Source organism: Streptomyces sp. MB09-01 (assembly GCF_033794505.1).
In the GTDB taxonomy this organism is placed as follows: Bacteria; Actinomycetota; Actinomycetes; order Streptomycetales; family Streptomycetaceae; genus Streptomyces.
In genome coordinates this window covers 46,998-65,489 of the sequence record NZ_JARAYQ010000002.1, presented here as the reverse complement: position 1 = coordinate 65,489, position 18,492 = coordinate 46,998, and the positions used below count along the sequence as shown (strand labels likewise).

At 71.9% G+C, this 18,492-nt stretch carries 19 protein-coding genes; 14 read left to right on the top strand and 5 right to left on the bottom strand.

Annotated features, from left to right (window positions below; genetic code table 11):
• Positions 1-11: 11 nt before the first annotated feature.
• Positions 12-275 (top strand): hypothetical protein, encoded by a 264-nt coding sequence (locus PV721_RS00865; protein WP_319720792.1) that lies wholly within the window; start codon positions 12-14, stop codon positions 273-275.
• 175 nt (positions 276-450) lie between these two features.
• On the opposite strand, the gene PV721_RS00860 is transcribed toward PV721_RS00865, so the two are convergent.
• Entirely contained in the window at positions 451-1,464 is a 1,014-nt protein-coding gene (locus PV721_RS00860) for a PucR family transcriptional regulator (RefSeq protein ID WP_319720828.1), read from the bottom strand.
• A 318-nt stretch (positions 1,465-1,782) separates the two neighbouring features.
• Here PV721_RS00860 and PV721_RS00855 point away from each other — a divergent pair, with 318 nt between their 5' ends.
• Both PV721_RS00855 and PV721_RS00850 read left to right on the top strand, forming a co-directional pair.
• Positions 1,783-2,181: a carboxymuconolactone decarboxylase family protein gene (locus tag PV721_RS00855; RefSeq protein ID WP_319720791.1), complete on the top strand. Its 399-nt coding sequence runs from the start codon at positions 1,783-1,785 to the stop codon at positions 2,179-2,181.
• 26 nt (positions 2,182-2,207) lie between these two features.
• Entirely contained in the window at positions 2,208-2,378 is a 171-nt protein-coding gene (locus PV721_RS00850; RefSeq protein ID WP_319720790.1) for a hypothetical protein, read from the top strand.
• A 13-nt stretch (positions 2,379-2,391) separates the two neighbouring features.
• Here PV721_RS00850 and PV721_RS00845 read toward each other — a convergent pair whose 3' ends face one another.
• Positions 2,392-2,982 carry a DM13 domain-containing protein gene (locus PV721_RS00845; RefSeq protein ID WP_416370995.1) on the bottom strand — a complete coding sequence of 197 codons (591 nt, stop codon included), beginning with the start codon at positions 2,980-2,982 and terminating at the stop codon, positions 2,392-2,394.
• 250 nt (positions 2,983-3,232) lie between these two features.
• Between PV721_RS00845 and PV721_RS00840 the strand changes: the two genes are divergently transcribed.
• Entirely contained in the window at positions 3,233-4,294 is a 1,062-nt protein-coding gene (locus PV721_RS00840; protein WP_319720789.1) for an NAD-dependent epimerase/dehydratase family protein, read from the top strand.
• Between the two features lie 245 nt (positions 4,295-4,539).
• Entirely contained in the window at positions 4,540-4,815 is a 276-nt protein-coding gene (locus PV721_RS00835; protein ID WP_319720788.1) for an STAS domain-containing protein, read from the top strand.
• A 27-nt stretch (positions 4,816-4,842) separates the two neighbouring features.
• On the opposite strand, the gene PV721_RS00830 is transcribed toward PV721_RS00835, so the two are convergent.
• Positions 4,843-5,955, bottom strand: a complete 1,113-nt coding sequence (locus PV721_RS00830; protein ID WP_319720787.1) for a HAMP domain-containing sensor histidine kinase — start codon at positions 5,953-5,955, stop codon at positions 4,843-4,845.
• Complete coding sequence (locus tag PV721_RS00825; protein WP_319720786.1) at positions 5,952-6,689, bottom strand: response regulator transcription factor; 738 nt, start codon at positions 6,687-6,689, stop codon at positions 5,952-5,954. Before PV721_RS00825 ends, PV721_RS00830 begins: the two co-directional genes overlap by 4 nt.
• A gap of 115 nt (positions 6,690-6,804) precedes the next feature.
• Here PV721_RS00825 and PV721_RS00820 point away from each other — a divergent pair, with 115 nt between their 5' ends.
• Genes PV721_RS00820 through PV721_RS00810 form a run of 3 tightly spaced genes read left to right on the top strand, consistent with a single transcriptional unit; the run spans position 6,805 to position 8,944 of the window.
• Positions 6,805-7,500, top strand: a complete 696-nt coding sequence (locus PV721_RS00820; RefSeq protein ID WP_416370994.1) for a glycosyltransferase family 2 protein — start codon at positions 6,805-6,807, stop codon at positions 7,498-7,500.
• Complete coding sequence (locus tag PV721_RS00815; protein ID WP_319720784.1) at positions 7,497-8,153, top strand: TIGR04282 family arsenosugar biosynthesis glycosyltransferase; 657 nt, start codon at positions 7,497-7,499, stop codon at positions 8,151-8,153. The genes PV721_RS00820 and PV721_RS00815 overlap by 4 nt, the downstream gene beginning before the upstream one ends.
• Positions 8,150-8,944 carry a methyltransferase domain-containing protein gene (locus tag PV721_RS00810; protein WP_319720783.1) on the top strand — a complete coding sequence of 265 codons (795 nt, stop codon included), beginning with the start codon at positions 8,150-8,152 and terminating at the stop codon, positions 8,942-8,944. The genes PV721_RS00815 and PV721_RS00810 overlap by 4 nt, the downstream gene beginning before the upstream one ends.
• Positions 8,945-9,491: 547 nt before the next feature.
• On the opposite strand, the gene PV721_RS00805 is transcribed toward PV721_RS00810, so the two are convergent.
• Positions 9,492-10,652, bottom strand: a complete 1,161-nt coding sequence (locus PV721_RS00805) for a molybdopterin-dependent oxidoreductase (RefSeq protein ID WP_319720782.1) — start codon at positions 10,650-10,652, stop codon at positions 9,492-9,494.
• Positions 10,653-10,765: 113 nt separating this feature from the next.
• Here PV721_RS00805 and PV721_RS00800 point away from each other — a divergent pair, with 113 nt between their 5' ends.
• The 6 genes from PV721_RS00800 to PV721_RS00775 all read left to right on the top strand — a co-directional run bounded on the left by PV721_RS00800 (position 10,766) and on the right by PV721_RS00775 (position 18,003).
• On the top strand, positions 10,766-12,181 hold the full coding sequence (locus PV721_RS00800) for a glycosyltransferase family 87 protein (RefSeq protein WP_319720781.1): 1,416 nt from the start codon (positions 10,766-10,768) through the stop codon (positions 12,179-12,181).
• A gap of 1,268 nt (positions 12,182-13,449) precedes the next feature.
• Positions 13,450-13,761 carry an ATP-binding protein gene (locus PV721_RS00795; RefSeq protein ID WP_416370993.1) on the top strand — a complete coding sequence of 104 codons (312 nt, stop codon included), beginning with the start codon at positions 13,450-13,452 and terminating at the stop codon, positions 13,759-13,761.
• Between the two features lie 696 nt (positions 13,762-14,457).
• A complete protein-coding gene (locus PV721_RS00790) occupies positions 14,458-15,663 on the top strand; it encodes an NAD(P)/FAD-dependent oxidoreductase (protein WP_319720780.1) in 1,206 nt (401 codons plus the stop codon).
• A gap of 91 nt (positions 15,664-15,754) precedes the next feature.
• Complete coding sequence (locus PV721_RS00785) at positions 15,755-15,916, top strand: hypothetical protein (protein ID WP_319720779.1); 162 nt, start codon at positions 15,755-15,757, stop codon at positions 15,914-15,916.
• A gap of 23 nt (positions 15,917-15,939) precedes the next feature.
• Positions 15,940-16,974: a hypothetical protein gene (locus PV721_RS00780; protein WP_319720778.1), complete on the top strand. Its 1,035-nt coding sequence runs from the start codon at positions 15,940-15,942 to the stop codon at positions 16,972-16,974.
• A 72-nt stretch (positions 16,975-17,046) separates the two neighbouring features.
• Positions 17,047-18,003 carry a sigma-70 family RNA polymerase sigma factor gene (locus tag PV721_RS00775; RefSeq protein WP_319720777.1) on the top strand — a complete coding sequence of 319 codons (957 nt, stop codon included), beginning with the start codon at positions 17,047-17,049 and terminating at the stop codon, positions 18,001-18,003.
• The last annotated feature ends 489 nt before the right edge of the window (positions 18,004-18,492 follow it).

Here is an 18,492-nt window from a genome sequence, read left to right as displayed (position 1 = left end):
CCGGAGGCGGCATGGCGGTCACCCTGCTCAGCATCACGGTCATCCTGGCCGCCTGGGTGATCAGGACGGCTGTCGCGGAGCTCCGCGTGCCCGGGAGCGGACGCCGGCAGTGGGCCTTTCTGACCGACCGGCGCGCGCTCGCCGCCGGAGCCCTTGCCGCCCTGTTGCTCGGGCTCATCGGCTGGGCCACGACTGGGCCCGCCGCCGCAGCGTGGGCCGTACTCGCAGGCCTCCTCATCGCCTCCCTCACCGCAACGGACGAGCCGAACGGCTGAAAGGGCGAGGAGTGCGAACGAGACTGCGGCCGACCTGCCCGACGTGCGCAGAAGCGGGCAGGAGCTCGCGCCTCAGCGCCTGTGCCCGGCGGGCAGGTCGGCCGCGGTGGGGTGACCACAGCGAGAACAATTCCGCGGGACTTCGGATTCGCATTCACCGGATCCCCGCCACCGCTCAGCCCGGGATACCCGGCCAAGGGAGCAGACGGGCACCGATGGCAGCGGTCTGCAGTGTATAGCGGTGCTGCGGGTCGGTCGGGTCGGCCTGGGTGAGAGTGTGGATCCGTTCCAGCCGATAGGTGAACGCGCGCACGCTGAGCGAAAGCCGACGGGCTGCTTCGGTCGCTACGCAGCCGCTGTCGAAGTAGGCGTGGAGGGTGTCGATCAGGGGCTGTGCACCGCCGCGGGCCTGCTGGAGCGGGCCGAGTACGCTCTCGACCAGGTCGGCCATGGCCTGCCGGTCCCGGGTCAGGACGGGGTAGACGAGGAGGTCGGCCGCGTACAGCACCGGACTGTCGATCTCCAGGCGCGCGGCGAGGTCGAGGGCGTTGAGGGCCTCCTCGTACGAGTGGACCACTCCGCCGGCCCCCTGGTGGGAGCGGCCGATGGCCACCTGGCCTCCGTCGGTGGCTCCGTATGCCTGCTTGGCGAAGTACGCCAGGACGTCGGGCTGGTCGCCGGGAGCCACACAGATCAGTCGGCCGTCCTTCGTGGCGAGGAGGATCCTGCGGTTGCCGAACCTCGCCAGCATGGCTTCCTCGATGCCGCGGGCGACGGGGTATCCGTCGCCGTAGGGCTCCGGGCCGGTGGCGACGGCCACCGCGTGAGCCTGCGACAGGCGCAGCCCGAACCGCTCGGCCCGCTCCACGAGCCGCCCCAGGTCGCTACCCCCGTAGAGGAGGTCGTCGATGAACTCCCGGCGCGCGGCCTCTTCCTGCCGTACTGCCTGCTGCTGGGCACGCTCGTAGCCCTCGGCGAACGCGTCCACCGCCTGTTCGACAGCGGCCAACAGGGGCTTGGCCCTGTCGGTGGGCAACTGCGCCAAGACCTCCCGGGCGACCACCAGGTGCTCGCGTATCAGACCGCGGAGCCCTGTTCCCGTCCCCGCGGCCCGCTCTCCCTCGGCCCTGCGCGCGTCACGCTCGGCGCGGGTGAGGAGGCGTCCCGTGGCACAGGCGTCCCGCAACATCCGGGCGTACGCCGCCAGCTCCCCTTCCGCAGCTTCCGCTCCCGCCACCGTTCCCCCTGATCCCGGCGCTCATGACGCCTTCTTGACGCGGGGACCAGGGTGCCACGGGACGAGGAACCCTGAGATACCGGGACGGCGTCCGTTCCGCCGAGCGGACAGGGCTCAGCACGCGGGCCTAAGCTGGGTACAGGGTCCGGTGTCCGGTTGCAGGAACGAGATTCAGGCCCTTCGACGCCGACGCCAAGGCGCACGCCTGACTCCCGCTGCCCGATCCGGCGAGCACGCCCACCGGATCGTCATGCGGAGAAGGGCAAGACCATGGCTGCCATCGTCAACCGTGCTGAGATCGAGGCCGACATCAAGGAAACGCTCGGCCTGGTTCCGCACTTCTTCTCCCGGATACCGACCGAGTTGCTCGGTCCGGAGTGGGAGATCTTCAAGCGGATCGAACTCGGGGAAACCCTCATCCCGAACAAGTACAAGGAACTCATCGGCGTGGGGCTGCACTCCGAGACCAAGTGCCACTACTGCAGCCTCTTCCACACAGAGGCGGCGAAACTCTTCGGGGCCACGGACGAGGAGATCCAGGAGGCCGTCCACTACGCCAAGGCCAGCCTGGGGTGGAGCGCCTACATCAACGGCATGCAGGAGGACTACGACCAGTTCGCCGAGGAGCTGACGCAGGTCACCGACTACGTGCGGTCCAAGGCTTCGTGATGGAGCTGGAGAGACTCCGGCCTACGGTGTTGCGCGGCACTTTCCACGCCTACGAGCTGGCCGCGCTCACCGCCGCGGCACGGTACGTCGTGGAGTCCTCCCCTGCCGACGTACCCGAGGAATCCATCGGCCGGCTGACCCAACTGCTCGCCGAGTACGACGAGCAGGTCCGCAAGCTCAGCGCGCCCGGCACGTGATCCGGGCGAAGGATCAGACGCTCTGCAGCTGCGCCGCACCGAAGGAGACGTCGAAGCGGTCGCACCAGATGGTGACGCTGCTGTAGTCGGCTAGGTTCACGGCTGAGGGGATCATGTAGTTCTGGTCGCCCTTGTTGCCCTTGAGCTTGCCGAGGCTCACGTACTTCCCGTCGTCGAAGACACGCCAGCCGGCCGTCCCCTCCTTCACCGGTGCGTCGGTGAGCCAGACGCGCAGGTCGGGGCCGTTGCTGGTGTCGAGGTTGTCCAGGCGCAGGGTGTGGGAGCCGTCCGGGAGGCGGACGAGTGTCGCCGTGCCCGTGGTGGTGTGCTCGTGGCTGATCAGCGAGCCGCGTGCGAGGGTCCGCGGGGCTGACGGAGCGCTCGGCGTCGCCCTGCCGGCGGCCGAGGACGGCGAGGGCGTAGCCGATGCACCGAAGCCGGGGGCCGGGGTGGCGGGCCCGGCCGTCGGCAGGGCCTCACGGACCGTCTCGTCCTGCCACAGCTTCCAGGGCTGGAACCAGTACAGGCCCGCGCCCAGCAGCACAAGCGCCGCGATCAGAGCCGTGGCCAGGAGCCCGCCGCGCCGTCCCGTACGTCGTGTCACGACCGTTCCTTCCCCTCACTGGTGTGTCACGGCCATTCAACGCCGCAGCCGGGTGGGGGCGCTATGCGCGAGGTGATGACGAAACCCTTACGTCCGCGAGCGCCAGCCCCTCCAGGGCGGTGAGCGCGGCCGCGGCGGTCAGCCAGCGGGGCAGCGCGGGGAGTGGGCTCGTGCACCATCCGATGACGGAAGTCTTACGTCCGGGCGTGGAGCGGGTGTTCCGACGGTCGGGTTCCGTAGCGTCCCGGGCATGCGAGTACTTGTCACCGGAGGCGCGGGGTTCATCGGCGCGCACATCGTCACGGCATTGACCGAGCGCGGCCACGAGCCCGTGGTCCTGGACGCGCTGCTGCCGACCGCTCACCCCGGGCCGCCCGACCTGCCGGGTGCCGAGATGGTCCTGGCGGACGTCCGGGACGCGGAAGCGGTGCGCGCGGCGCTGCGGGGCGTGGACGCGGTGTGCCATCAGGCGGCGATGGTCGGGCTGGGGAAGGACTTCGCGGACGCGCCCGCCTACGTCGGCTGCAACGACCTGGGGACGGCCGTGCTGCTGGCCGGGATGGCGGAGGCCGGGGTGAACCGGCTGGTGCTGGCGGGGTCGATGGTGGTCTACGGGGAGGGCCGGTACGACTGTCCGCGGGACGGCGTCGTTCGGCCCGGTCCGCGCGCGGTCGCGGATCTGGAGGCGGGGCGGTTCGAACCGCTCTGCCCGGTGTGCGGGGCGGAACTGGTCCCCGGCCTGGTGGACGAGGACGCCCCGGTGGATCCGCGCAACGTGTACGCCACGACGAAGCTGACGCAGGAGCACCTGGCGGCTGCCTGGGCACGCTCCACCGGCGGGCACGCCGTGTCGCTGCGCTATCACAACGTGTACGGGCCCGGCATGCCCCGGGACACCCCCTACGCCGGGGTGGCGTCCTTCTTCCGGTCTTCGCTCGCCAGGGGTGAGGCACCTCGTGTCTTCGAGGACGGCGCCCAGCGACGGGACTTCGTGCACGTACGGGACGTGGCGGCGGCCAATGCGGTGGCTCTGGAGGCGGCGGGCGGCCGCGCCGCAGGCTCGTTCACCGCGTACAACACGGGCTCGGGCGAACCGCACACGATCGGTGAGATGGCCTCGGCGCTGTCTGCTGCCCACAGCGGCCCCGAGCCGGTGGTCACGGGGGAGTTCCGTCTCGGTGACGTCCGGCACGTCACCGCCGATTCGGCACGGCTGCGGCGCGAGCTGGGGTGGCTGCCCCGGGTGGGTTTCGCGGAGGGGATGGCAGAGTTCGCACGGGCGCAGCAGCGGGCCTCGTCCGGTCTTCCGTAGAGGGCGTAGAAGCCGGACCGCACGGCCCCGTTCTGCGGATGGAGGCCTGAGCGGCTGGAGCGTGCGTCCTTGCCGCTGGGGCGGCTCTCGGGTTCGCCTTCCGGCTCCAGCCTTTCTGGGGCCGACTCCTGGTCCTGACCACTGCCGTCGTCGCACTGCTGATTGCCCTGGGCGCCGCCTGGCGGAGTGGACGCACCGCACGTCGCGGCAGCCGGTCAGCCGACCGCGGTCGGCATCCGCGGGCCGTGGTCCGCCTGCGCGGGGAGATCACCGCCCGCACCGGCAAGCAGGCCGGCCGACGGCTCACCGCAGCGCTTGCCACCGGACCACCGGCTCTGGAGATCGACCTCGCTCGGGTCACTCTCCTCACCCGCGACGGCGCCCAGGTCCTCTTCGACGCGCTGCGTACGGCCCCCTCCCACGGCATCCCCGTGATCGTCAGCCACGCCCGTCCCCAGGCACGGGCCACCTTGCGCACGCTCGGCCTGGACGGGCTGCTCCGCTACGGCGAGGCCGACTGACCATCCCCCTGCCCGCCCCGATCCGGCTCAGCCGGTCGGGGCGGGCAGGGTCACCTCGAAGCGGCAGCCGCCCGGCACGTTCCGCACGTCGGCGCGACCGTCGTGGGCTTCGACGATGCCGCGCACGATGGCGAGGCCGAGGCCCGCGCCGGCGGGCGGGGTCCGGGCAGCGGTGCCGCGCCAGCCGGTGTCGAAGACCCGGGGCAGTTCCTCGTCGGGGATCCCGCCACAGCCGTCGGTCACCGACAGGACCACGGCGTGGGCACGGCGTTCGGCTGCGATGGCGACCGTGCCGTCGGCGGGCGTGTGGCGGATGGCGTTGACCAGCAGGTTGGCCAGCACCCTGGTCATCTCCTTGCCGTCCACTTCCACCGGCACCGGTTCGACGTCGTCTCCCACGAGCCGTACCCCGTGCGCGTGGGCGAGCGGGTCGGCGCCGGAGAGCGCGTCGCCCACCAGGTCGTAGACCGACATCCTGGTGGGGGTGAGGGTCAGGGCCCCGGCGTGGATCCGGGACAGTTCGAAGAGGTCGCCGACCATGGAGTTGAGGCGTTCGACCTCGGCGCCGATCTGCCGGTGGTAGCGGGCCGGGTCGGCGGCCACGCCGTCCTCCAGCGCCTCCGACATGGCCCGCAGGCCTGCCAGTGGGGTACGGAGGTCGTGCGAGATCCACGCGACGAGTTCGCGGCGCGAGGTCTCCAGGGCACGTTCCCGCTCGCGTGACGCGGCCAGCTTCGCACTGGTGGCGGCCAGTTCACGCGAGAGCAGGGCCAGTTCCGCGGTGGCCGGGACGGCCGGAACGGCGAAGCTGCCGCCGTCGCCGAAGTCGCGTGCGGCGAGCGTGAGGTCGTGGCTGCGGGCGACGACCCAGCGGCCGAGGAGCAGGGCGGTCGCCAGGGAGACGGCGGCAGCCATCGCGACCACCAGTGTGACGACGGTCAGGTCGTGCGAGGAGAGGAACATCGCCTGCGCGACGGCAAGGGTTCCCGCGAGCATCGCGGTGACCGTGACCGCGGCCACGACGGTCAGGGAAACGGCGACCGAACGGTGGCGCAACAGACGCAGCACGACCGCGCCGAGCGCTCCCGCGCAGGTGGCCCCGACCAGGGCGAAGACCGCGATGAGCAGCAGGTCCTTCACAGCGCATCCGCCTCCCCGGTCCCGGCCGGCATCTCGAAGCGGTATCCGACGCCCCACACGGTCTGGATGAAGCACGGCCGGGCGGGGTCGTCCTCGATCTTGGCGCGCAGCCGGCGGACGTGGACGGTGACGGTGGACAGGTCGCCGAAGTCCCACCCCCACACCTCCCGCATCAGGTCCTCCCTGCCGTGCGCCCGGCCGGGGCGCCGCAGGAAGTAGGCGAGGAGGTCGAACTCCCTGAGGGTGAGGGCGAGTTCCGTACCGTTCTTGGAGGCCCGTCGGGTGCCGGGGTCGAGGGTCAGGCCCCCGCCGCCCAGCGCCGGCTCCGGTGCCGCCGTTCCCTCGGTGCCGCGGCCCCGGCTGCGGCGCAGGACGGACTCGACCCGCAGGACGAGTTCGCGCGGGCTGAACGGTTTGGTGACGTAGTCGTCGGCGCCGAGCTCCAGTCCCGCGATGCGGTGCTCCTCGTCGCCCCGTGCGGTGAGCATCACCACCGGTACCGGTCCGGAGGCACGAAGCCTGCGGCACACCTCCAGCCCGTCCATCCCGGGCAGCATGAGGTCCAGGACCACGAGGTCGGGCCGGGCCCGTCCGGCGCTCGCGAGGGCCGTGGTGCCATCGGCGGCGTGCTCCACGGCGAATCCGGCGCGCGCCAGGTAGCCGGTCACGACCTCGGCGACCGTCGGATCGTCGTCCACGACGAGGACCCGGGCCGACGTGTTCTCGATGCTCATGCGGTCAAGGGTCGCACCGTCCGGCCCGGCCCCGACCCCGCTGCGGCGGCGCCCGGGGTGACGTCCGCGTTTCGTAAGGAGTCGATGTCTCCCTGAGCGGCCCGTCATCCCTACGGTGAAATCCGTGACCGTAGATGTCGTACTTCCCTGTCTGAACGAGGCCGAGGCGCTGCCCTGGGTACTCGCCCGCATCCCCGCCGGCTGGCGGGCCGTCGTCGTCGACAACGGCTCCGACGACGGTTCCGCCGAGATCGCACGCGGCCTCGGCGCCACCGTGGTCCATGAGTCTCGCCGTGGCTTCGGGGCCGCCTGTCACGCCGGGTTGATGGCCGCCGAGGCCGACGTCGTCTGTTTCTGCGACTGTGACGCCTCGCTCGATCCAGGACTCCTGACGGGCTTCGTCCGCTCGGTCGAGAACCGTGAGGCCGACCTCGTGCTCGGTCGGCGCCGGCCCCAGGGCCGCGGTGCCTGGCCCCTCCACGCCCGGGCCGGGAACCTGGCCCTGTCCCGAATGCTGCGCCGCCGCACCGGCCTGCGCCTGCAAGACCTCGGCCCGATGCGGGCCGCTCGGCGTGAGGCCCTCCTCGCCCTGGAGCTCACCGACCGGCGCAGCGGCTACCCGCTCCAGATGGTGGTCCGCGCCGCCGACGGCGGCTGGAAGGTACGGGAGGTGGACGTGCCGTACCTGCCCCGTGCCGGGAAATCCAAGGTCACTGGCACATGGCGCGGCACCTACCAGGCCGTACGCGACATGAGCCGCGTACTCGCCGAGCCGGTGGGTTCCGCGGCCGTGACGGGGGGCCGGAGGTGACCACTCTTCTGGTGATCGCGAAGGAGCCCGTGCCGGGGCGGGTCAAGACGCGACTCACGCCCGCCTTCACTCCGGCCCAGGCGTCCCTGCTCGCGGAAGCCGCCCTCGCGGACACCCTGGAAGCCGTCGCCGCGGCCCCCGCCGAACGCCGGGTGCTCGTCCTGGACGGCCGCCCCGGGCCTTGGCTTCCACCCGGTATCGAGGTCGTCCCGCAGTGCTCCGGAGGGCTGGACGAGCGGCTCGCCGCAGCCTTCGCCTGCTGCCCCGGGCCGGCCCTGTTGATCGGCATGGACACCCCTCAGGTCACACCCGCCCTGTTGGCGCCCGCGACCGGGCCGGACGCCTGGCAGGAGCACGACGCCTGGTTCGGCCCCGCCCTCGACGGGGGATTCTGGGCGCTCGGGCTGGCCGCACCCGACCCCGCGCTGCTGCGCGGGGTTCCGATGTCGGTGAGCGAGACGGGCGCGGTGCAGTACGGCCGGCTCCTCGCGGCAGGCCTGCGGGTCGGGCGGCTGCCCCGGCTGCGGGACGTGGACACCGCCGAGGACGCACAGCTGGTCGCCGGCGAGGCCGCCGGCACCCGATTCGCCGCCCGATACGCCCGGTTCGCGTCGGCCTCGACAGTTTCCGCCTCTCGCCCGGTGCGCCCATGAGGCGGCACGGGGCTCCCGCCGAGGCGGTCGCCCCCGGTTGCCTGCCCCGGCCGGCAGCCTGGCGCGAGGACCCGTACGCCGACGCGCTCGACAGCGGGCAGGGCCCTCTGTTCCTGCGTCGCAGCGACGGCTGGCTGCTGCCTCTGGATGTGGAGCGCTGGTGCGCCGCTCCTGACGCTGCGGACCAGAGCGTCCTGGCCCGCTGCCGAGGGGCCGTCCTCGACATCGGATGCGGCCCCGGACGCCTCGCCGCAGCCCTAGCGGCTCGGGGCCATCGGGCGCTGGGCATCGACGTGAGCCCGGCCGCGGTGGCCCGTACCGAACGGCTGGGCGGACTCGCACTGTGCCGGTCGGTCTTCGAACCGCTGCCCGGGGAGGGCCGCTGGGACACGGCCCTGCTCATCGACGGCAACATCGGCATCGGCGGGGACCCCACGGCGCTGCTGGGCCGACTCGGGTCGGTCACCGGCCCGGCAGCACGGGTCATCGCGGAATGCGTCCCGGTGGACGTGGACGAGTGCTGCGAGGTCCGGCTCGACAACGGCAGCGGCGCGCTCGGCGAGCCCTTCGCATGGGCCCGGCTCGGCGCCCGGGCCCTCCACGAGCACGCCCGCGTCACCGGCTGGCACGTCACGGAGGAATGGTCGGTCGCGGGGCGCGTGTTCGCGGAACTTTCACGGCGTCCTCAGACCCCGTCGTCAGGAGCCCGGGGCCCGGGTTTCTGCCCCGACCCGGGCCCGGCCCCTGGATCGGGCCCGGGCTCGGCAGTGTTTCCGGTTCCTGGTGCCTGATCCCCGGGCCCGCGCCGAGGCGAGGGCTGCGGTCCGGAGCCCGGCTCCGGCGGCTGACCGGACCCGGTGTCCGGCGCAGCCCGGCTCCCGGTGTCCGGCTGTGGCCGGGCGGCGGGACCGCCCCCGCCGCGAGGGCGCCGTGGGAGGTGGCGCCCCGCCACCGCCACCACGATGGCCGAGATCACCACCGCTCCGAGGACCAGCAGCAGGTTCCGCCCGTAAGGAAGGGGCAGCGCGGACGGGTTGGGCGGGGAGCCCGGTCGGAGCAGCAGCGGGAGCGTGATCAGCACCGTCGCGCCGCCTGCGATCAGGGCACCCCTTACCACTCCCCTGGCCGGGACAGCTGCGATCAGGAACCCGAGGACCAGGACGAGGGGCGCGATCAGCGCGTCGTGCAGGACCAGCGCACCGACGAGCCAGACGCCCACCTCCCAGGGGTCCGGCACCACGGTCAGCTGCCACGCTCCGATTCCCATCAGCAGCAGTCCGAGGGAGCCCACGCCGTAGCGGACCGCTCCCACCGCACGAGCACCGGCGTCCTCGTTGTTCACAACACCTCCAGGCGGGTGACCCACTTGGTCTGCAGCACGCCCGGCCGGTTCGGCGCGATGATCCGCGCCGGGTAACCGTGATCCGGCGACAGGGTCTCGCCGTTCAGGGTGAGAGCGAGCAGGGTCAGCGGATCCTGCACGTACTCCCGGCCCATTTCCATCACCCGGTAGGCACCCTGCGCTTCGAGAGAGACCACGCGCACGCCGGCGCCCGGCCGCCCGCCGGCCCGCGCCACCAGGTCACGCACCCGCAGGCCGCTCCAGCGGGCCTCCGCGCTCCAGCCTTCGACACATGCGATCGGCAACCGCACCTCTGTCCGGGGCAGCGACCACAGTTCGTCGAGGGTCAGGCTGTACGGCACCGGCCCCTTCACCTCCAGCCGCCAGTCGCGCAGGGCCGCTTCCGTCACGCCGGCCGCGGCAGCCGTACGGTTCACCGGAAGCCCCTGCGGTCCGTGGTCGGGATGCCGCGGGGCCAAGAGGTCGAGCCGCTTGAGCGGGGTGAAGGACTGTCCGACCGTGGTCAGTGTCACCACCCCGACCGCCGCGCCGACACCCAGCAGGAGCGAGCGCCGGTCCTTGACGTCCTCGGCCGCAAGTTCCGAGGTCCCCGCCGATCGTCGCGCCCAATGGGCCTTGATCTCCGGCCACTTCACAGCGACGTGCAACAGGATCGAGCCCGCCACCACCCAGGCCACGGCGAAGTGCACGGGGACGAAGGAGAACGGCCACGGGTACCACTCGACGACGTTGAGGAGTCCGGTGAAGACCTGGAAGACCGCGGTCGCCACCAGTACCGCCACCGAGAGCCGCTCCAGGGCATGCCGCACCGACCGGACCGGCGGCCGGACGAACAAGCGGGGGTAGACCGCCCACAGCTTCGCGAGCAGCAGCACGATCGCCGCGAGTCCGGAGGCAATGTGGAGTCCTTGCGTGAGCCGGTACCCCCAGACCGGCCGGCTCGGCAGTTCAACGGCCGGCCAGCCCGGCGGGTGCTGGAGGTAGTGGCTGATCAGCCCCGTCACGAAGCACACGGCGAAAGCGAGGCCCAGCCACCGTCCGACGGACGTGGCGGTACGGGCGTCGTGCAGGCGTCCCGAGAATGTGGGCGGTCGCACGGACGGGAGGAGGGGGCGCCGACGCGTTCGGGGAGTCATGCCTCCCATCACAGCGCCCGCGGTCGTCCGGCGGTGCCTTCGACACCTTACGAAACGCGTACGTCGGGCCGGGCGGGGCACGCCCGGCGCCCTTGCGCTGCCAGGCTGTCGCCATGAACAGCCGCCACACCGCCGTCGCCGCCTTGCTGCTGGCGGCGCTGACCGCCACCCTCGTGCCGACCGTACGCAAGGACGGCTATTTCGCGGACCCTGTCGGACTCTTCTGGTGGTACGCGGCCACGTGGGCGCTGTTCGCCGCTGCGGCGTGGGCCCTGCGCCGGGTGCCGGCCCGGCACGTCGTCCCCCTGGTACTCGCAGGCGCCGTGGCGGTCGCCGCCACCGGGCTGGTCGCGGCTCCCCGTACGAGCACCGACTCCTTCCGCTACGCCTGGGACGGCAGGGTGCAGGCCGCCGGGATCTCCCCGTACGACCACTCGCCCGCAGACCCGGCGCTCGCCCGGCTGCGCGACGACTGGCTCTTCCCCCAGGGCTCCGCCGCCTGCGCAGGGCCGGACCGGGCACCGGTGGGCGACGGGACGTGTACCCGCATCAACCGCCCCCAGGTGCACACGATCTACCCGCCCGTCGCCGAGGGCTACTTCCTGCTGGTCCATGCCCTCTCGCCACCGGACGTCCGGCACAAGGCACTGCAGACCGGCGCGGCCCTGCTGTCCGTGGCGACGGCCTGTGCGCTGGTGCTGATCCTGCGCCGCCGGGGCGATCCCCGTCACGCCGTCTACTGGGCGTGGTGCCCGGCAGTGCCGATCGAGGCGGTGAACAACGCCCACGTCGACGTCCTCGCCGTGCTCCTGTCCGTCGCCGCCCTCGGGGTGGTGGCCCGGCACCGGGTGACCGGCGGCGCGCTGCTCGGCCTGGCGATCGCCACCAAAATGCTGCCCGCGGTCCTGCTGCCTGGTGCCCTGTCCGGGGTACGGCGCACACGAGACGTGGTCGGCGTGCTGGTGCCCGCCGCCGTGGTCGTCGCCCTCGCCTACCTGCCGTACGTCCTGGGCTCCCGATCGTCCGTGTTCGGCTATCTCGGCGGCTACGCCGAGGAAGAGGGCTACGAGGACGCCACCGCGGGCGGGCGCTACGCCCTGCTCCGTCTCCTCTTCCCGGACGCCTGGGCGCTGCCGCTGGTCGTCGTCGGCATGCTCGCCGTGGTCGCCCACGTCCTGCGCCGGGGGGACCCCGCACGCCCCTGGAGCGGGGCCCTGCTGGTCACCGGAACGGCCTTCCTGCTCATGACCCCCGGCTACTCCTGGTACGCGCTCCTGCTGATCGCCCTGGTCGCGCTCGACGGCCGCTGGGAATGGCTCGGCGTCGCCCTCGCGGGCGCGGCCGTCTACATCGCCGGCCGGTCCCTCGGCGGCGCGACCGGCACGGTTGCCTATGCACTCGCCGGAGCCGCAGTCCTGGCCGGTTGGGCCCTGCGCCGTCGACACACGACGTCAGCCGATTCGCGTGAGGCGGACGATCAGTCGCCGAGCGAGCCGGCTGCCCGTGCTGGCGAGCCCCGTACTTCCTGAAGCCTGCCTCGAGGGCGTCCGTCAGCCACGACCCGTTCGTTTGGGGCTGCCCACGAGGCGGCCGTGGCCGGCAAGGATGCCACGAGGGAGACGGAGACGGCATCCGGCGCGGCGAGCAGCCGGGCGGCCTCCGAGTGGGCCCGCGAGCCCTGCGCCGGCCCAGGCGGCCAGGGCGGCGGCGAGGTGTGCCGGCGCTCCAAGGAATGGGTGCGATGCGGGCTCCCGCCGGGCCGTCCGCTGCCCCCGCTCGCCGCTGTCGGCGGTGGGCGTGATCCTCACCGCTACCGACACCGCCCTCTACACGGTGCCGGGCAGCGGCCGGGCCCATCGCCGCCGGATCCCTGATCCTGGCGGCCGTTGCCGCCTGGTGGTGCGCATCCCGCCAGGGCTGATCACAACCAGGCACCGATCTGACGATGCCGGGGACTCGGGGCAGACTTCCGCCTCTCCCCTGGATACGGTGCAAGGAACGCGACAGGAGTTCGGCGCACGGTGTGCCGGGAAGTCTGGTCGGCGTCCGGGGGGCAGTACGCCCTCATCACCGCCGACACCGAAAGCCATCGCCGTGCCCGCCGCCCCGCGCCACTCTGCCTCTTCACCATCTCCGCTGTGCGGGCTCCTCCCACGGCCCGAGCGGACCGCCGTCGCGGTCGCGCCGCGGACCGAGACCGTCGGGGGACGGTCCTCCGCGTCCCGCCACCGCCGCGCCCCTGGCTGGCAGGCATTCCTCATCCGCCCCTCGCATGGCCGTCGTCCGCACAGCCGTCGCGTCGCGCCCATGAAGCGGATCGGCGGCTCACGTCCCCGAAGTGAGCCAGATCTCGCAGGCCGGATCAGTCCCCATGGACCGTTTCCACAGCCCAGGAATGAGCAGCCCATGCCGGAACGAAGGATCGAAAAGGCGCCGGCCGCCGTCGGCGCACCGCTCGCTCTGGCCGGACTGGCGATGCAGGTGTTGCCCGGGCGCGGCTCGTCCGTCCTCGTCCTTGGCTTGGCACTGCTCATTACGGGCGTCGTCATGTCTGCCGCAGCCGCCCGCTCGTAGCAGTGCCGGCGCCCGACAATGAACAGGAATGCGACGGCGTGAGTCGGGAACGGCTTCGGCGGCGTGACCTCCCGAGAGTGGGGCGGCGCCTGCCGGACGAATCGGCAGGGAGACCAGACCCTGATGCGCCGCGGCTCCCTCACCCCATAGTGTTCTCCGCGGGATTCGAGGGCAGCGAGCCGATCGCCGAGGCCCGACAGCTGACCGTTCCTTCCTGGCCGAGGTGCGGGCCGCCCACGGCGTGCACGTCTCCGACCGCGCCCTGGATCTGGTGGAGCTGGTCGTCAGTGAGCTGGTCACCAACACTCGCACATACGCGCCCGGCCCCAGCCTGCTGAGTCTCGAAGTCCGGGAGGGGTGCGTGGATGTGGCCGTCTGGGACAGCAACCCGGACCCACCAGCGATCCTGCCTCCCGATCCCACCCGGGTGGGACAGCACGGGCTGGAGATCATCATGGCCGTAGCGCTGGCCTTCCAGATTCACCGCGAGCCCGTCGGCAAGCGGGTCACGGCCTCCATCGCGCTCGCCCTCTGACGGGCACCGGCGCCCGCAGGCCGCTGGAGACGGGAGATCCTGCCCCCTCCGATCAGGTCCCTCGGTTGTGTCCACGAGAAGCGGTGGACGGCCGGGGTGTCGCCGGTCAGGGCGTGTATCCGTTGTCCGGGGCACGCTGCACCGGTGACGCGGCCCCGGCCCAGGCCCCGGGGCTACTCACCTGATGGAGAACGGGAACAGCGCAACCACCGTGCTCCCCTACGGCAAGGACGACGCCCTACCGGCCCGGACAAAGAGCACGCCGAGACCTCGACGCTCGCCCTGGACATGCTCCAGTACGCACTCGTCCATCATCAACACACTGCTGGTCCGGCAAGTTCTGGCCGAACCGGCATGAACGAAGACGCTCAGAGACGAGGACCGGAGGGGCCTGACCGCGCCGTTCTGGTCCAACGTCAACCCGTACGGCACCCTCCGCCTGGCCATGGACGCCCGGATCGACCTGGGGCCGGTTGCCGTCGTGCCCTGCCCCCGCACATCTGCCGGCGCCGCCGACCGAACACAAACGCAGACACGCCCAGAGCTGCCGGGCTTCATCGACCGTGCACCCGCCCCCGAACCGGCCTCGCAATAGCCCTGCCGACCCGTGACCCGCATCACATCCAGTTGTTGTCAGGAATCGGGTCGTTGTTCCGCTCAAGTCACCGGAAGCAAGCGAACCGACAGGAGCGAGACATGAAGCACCGCATCGTCGTCCTCGGCGCCGGCTACGCCGGGGCGTACGTGGCCGGAACCCTGGCCCGCCGGCTGTCCCCGGCGGACACCGAGATCACCGTGGTCAACGCCGAGCCGGACTTCGTCCAGCGGCTGCGGCTGCACCAGCTCGCGGCCGGCCAGGAGATCGAGGCTCCACAGCTCGCCGAGGTCTTCGCGGGCACGGCGATACGGCTGCGCCGGGCCCGTGTCACCACCATCGACCCCGAGCGCCAGGTCGTCGGCGTGGCCGATGCCGACGGCGGCGGCGAGCTCGGCTACGACACGCTTCTCTACGCACTCGGTAGCCACGGCGCCGACCACGGCGTCCCCGGCGTGGCCGAGCACGCCTTCGATGTCGCCGCACGGCCCTCCGCGCTGCGCCTGCGCGAGCGCCTGGACAGCCTGAGCAAGCGGGATGAAGGCCGGCATGTCCTGGTCGTCGGCGACGGGTTGACCGGCATCGAGACCGCCACCGAGATCGCCGAATCCCGGCCCGGCCTGTCGGTGACGCTGGTCGCGCGCGGAGAGCTGGGCGCCCCGCTCTCCCCCGGAGCCCGCACCCACTTGCGCCAGACCTGCGACCGGCTGGGCATCATTGTCCTGGAGCACACCAGCGTCGAAGCCGTCGAAGCGACGCGGGTGCTGTGCGCCGACGGAACCGCCCTGGCGGCAGACGCCACCGTGTGGACGGCGGGGTTCGCGGTCAGCCCCATCGCCGCCGTAAGCGGGCTGGAGGTCACCGAGGACGGCCGGATCGTGGTGGATCGCACCATGCGGTCGGTCTCGCACCCGAACGTCTACGCCGCCGGTGACAGCGCCTACGCCATCGGCGACAACGGCCGGCCGCTGCCGATGTCCTGCGCTTCGGCCGGCTACACCGGCCGGCAGGCCACGGACGCGATCGTGGGACGCCTGACCGGCAGCAAGATCGCGAACACCAGGCTGGAGTACCCGGGCAACCACATCAGCCTCGGGCGGCGGGACGGAATCCTGCAGATGGTCGACCGCGAAGGGCAGGCAAAGCCGAAGTACATGGGCGGCCGCAAGGCCGCCCGGATCAAGGCGGGCATCGTGAAGATGTCGCTGTGGGCCACCTCCCACCCGACTTTCGGCCTGCGCAAGCGCAAGCACCGCCTGGCCGCTGCCGCCTCGGATGTGTCCTTCGCCGAGAAGTCGGTCGCGTAGCTGCGTCCGCACGCTCACCGGGCAACACACCCAGGCCTTGTTTCAAGACCTTGAGCCACTCGAAGCGCCGTGCCCATCCAGCGAAACCACCATGGTGAACGGCAACCCGGCACTCACCCCCTGCCTGACTGGTGAACTCGACGGCGTCCTGACAGTCCATCTCGAGAAGGCCCGCATCAGCGGCTTCTGCTGCGACCGCAATCGGGAAGAGCTGACCCGCGCCGAGACCGAAACCCCGCTCGCCCGGCGATGAACCCCCTCCTCTGAAGGAGAAGCATGTCCACTCAAGCCGCGGCCCCGGCCAACGCGTCGCCCTCACCCTGGCCGAGCGTGGCCAGGGCAGTCGCCTTGCTCACGGTGAGCATCAGCCTGCTGCTCACCGCCTTCGCCTGGCCGTCAGTACGCTCATCGGTGCATGATGTGCCGATCGCCGTGGCCGGGCCCGCACCCGCCGTCAAGCAGATCACGCCCTTACTCGACCAACGGCTTCCCGACGGTTTCGAGGTCACAGAGGTCGCCGACACGGCCGCCGCCGAACAACTGATCCGCGACCGCAAGGTGTACGGGGCGATCGACCTGAGCTCTGGCACCCCACAGGTCATCACCGCATCCGCCGCAAGCACCGCAGTCGCGCAGGCCCTGAACAGCATCGCGACCGGTCTCAGCCAGGGACAGGGAAGCAGCACTGCGGTCACCGCCCGCGACCTCATCCCGCTGCCGGCCGGTGACCCGCGCGGTGCCGGACTGTCCGCCGGAGCTCTGCCACTGGTCATGGGCGGCCTACTCGCCGCCCTGCTCTTGACCAGGCTCGTCCGCGGCAACCTCCGCCGCGTCACCGGAGCGTTCGCCTTCGCCATCACCGGCGGACTTGCCGTGGCAGCGATCCTGCAGTTCTGGCTCGGCTCACTCGACGGCTCCTACTGGGCCAACAGCGGCGCCATCGCCGTGACCATCGCAGCCACCTCCCTGAGCATCCTCGGCCTCGAGTCACTGCTCGGGTACGTCGGCTTCGGGCTCGGCGCCGCCACGATGATGCTCATCGGCAACCCCCTGTCGGGCACAGCGACCGCACCCGAGATGCTGCCCGGCTGGTCCGGCGCCCTCGGCCAACTGCTACCCCCCGGGGCCGGAGGCCAACTGCTGCGCTCCACCGCCTTCTTCGACGGCCACGGCGCCACCCGCTCCGCCACCGTCCTGGTGGCGTGGCTCACGCTCGGCGTGGTGCTGTGCCTGGCCGGCAACCTGCGCCGCCGTCCTACCGCCACCGTCGAAGACAGGGACGCACAGCCGGCCCTGCACGCGACGGTCTGACACCACAGCACCCACCGGCCTGGGACGCCCCCGCCCAGCGTCACAGAAAGCGGCGTTCTTAAGGTGGTTCACATGGACAGCGCCGCCACTGATCATTTCGACACCAGTCGGTTCGAGGCCAGCCGGAACAGGCTGGCCTCGCTGGCGTACCGGCTCCTGGGCTCCGCCACCGACGCCGAAGACGCCGTGCAGGACGCGTTCCTGCACTGGCAGGCCGCCGACCGGCAGCGGATCAAGGTGCCGGAAGCATGGCTGACCAAGGTCGTCACCAACCTGTGCCTCGACCGGCTCCGCTCGGCGCAAGCCCGCCGCGAACGCACCGCCGGCGCCTGGCTGCCCGAACCGCTCCTCGACGGCGACCCGATGCTCGGCCCGGCCGACACCTTCGAACAGCGCGAATCGGTCTCCCTGGCCCTGCTGACGCTCATGGAGCGCCTGTCCCCCGCCGAACGGGCCGTCTACGTCCTGCGCGAAGCGTTCTCCTACAGCCACGCCGAGATCGCCGAGATCCTCGACATCACCGAGTCCGCGAGCCAGCAGCACCTCCACCGGGCTCGCCGCCGCATCACCGCCGCCCGCAGCGGCGGCGCCGAAGTCGACGCCGCATCCGCCCGCAGGATGGTCGAGGAGTTCCTCGCCGCCGCCGCCTCGGGCCGCACCGAACGGCTGGTGGCGCTGCTCACCGACGACGCGACCGCGATCTCCGACGGCGCCGGCGGCCTGGCCGAGAAGCTGCTGCGCTACGACACTCCGCAGCGCATCGCCGCCGTCGTACGGGCCGGCTTCAAACCCACGGACGCGAAGCGGCGACTTGCCGGTGGCACGCCCGCCATCCACTACGCACTCGTCAACGGCGTCCCCGCCATCCTCTTCGTGGTCGGCGACCAGGTCGTCGGCTCCACGATGTTCGACATCATCAACGGCAAGATCGCAACCATGCACGGCATCGCCGCCCCCCACCGCCTCGCCCGCCTCACCGAAGCCTGGCGGCAGCACGAACCGGACGCCCCGCTCATCGCCCAGTGGTGACCCCACGACATCCCCGGCGAGGCCCAGCACCCGCGCTGACCGCTGAGCCAGCCGACCGGGCGTCACGGAACACAGCGACCTTCCCACGTGCCAACGCCGGACGCCCCCGTCTTTCCTAGGTGCTCGCTCGTGAAACGGGCGACCGGCCAGCGGTCCACGGGCGGCGATCATGCTCGACGACCGCCGGCCCGGTCCCCCGCTGTCTCGCCCGGAGGTCAGCATCGGCGGAACGGGGTTCGGTCTCATGCTGAGTGTTTGCTGACCTGTGCCCAGCCATCAAGGTCCTGACCTGCACAGATGCCCAAATGTCAGATGTCGGACTTGAACATGGTGCGAAGCATGAATTGACTCCCGGTTCGTCTGCTCCCTGCCTGCATCACGCAGGTCAAGGGCGATCTCCGCAGGTTACAACCAGAGGTTGCGGCGATGGAAGGCGGTGAGCTCCGGGGGACGGGGGCCGCCAGGAGACGGCGCGGGCCCTGCTGCCGG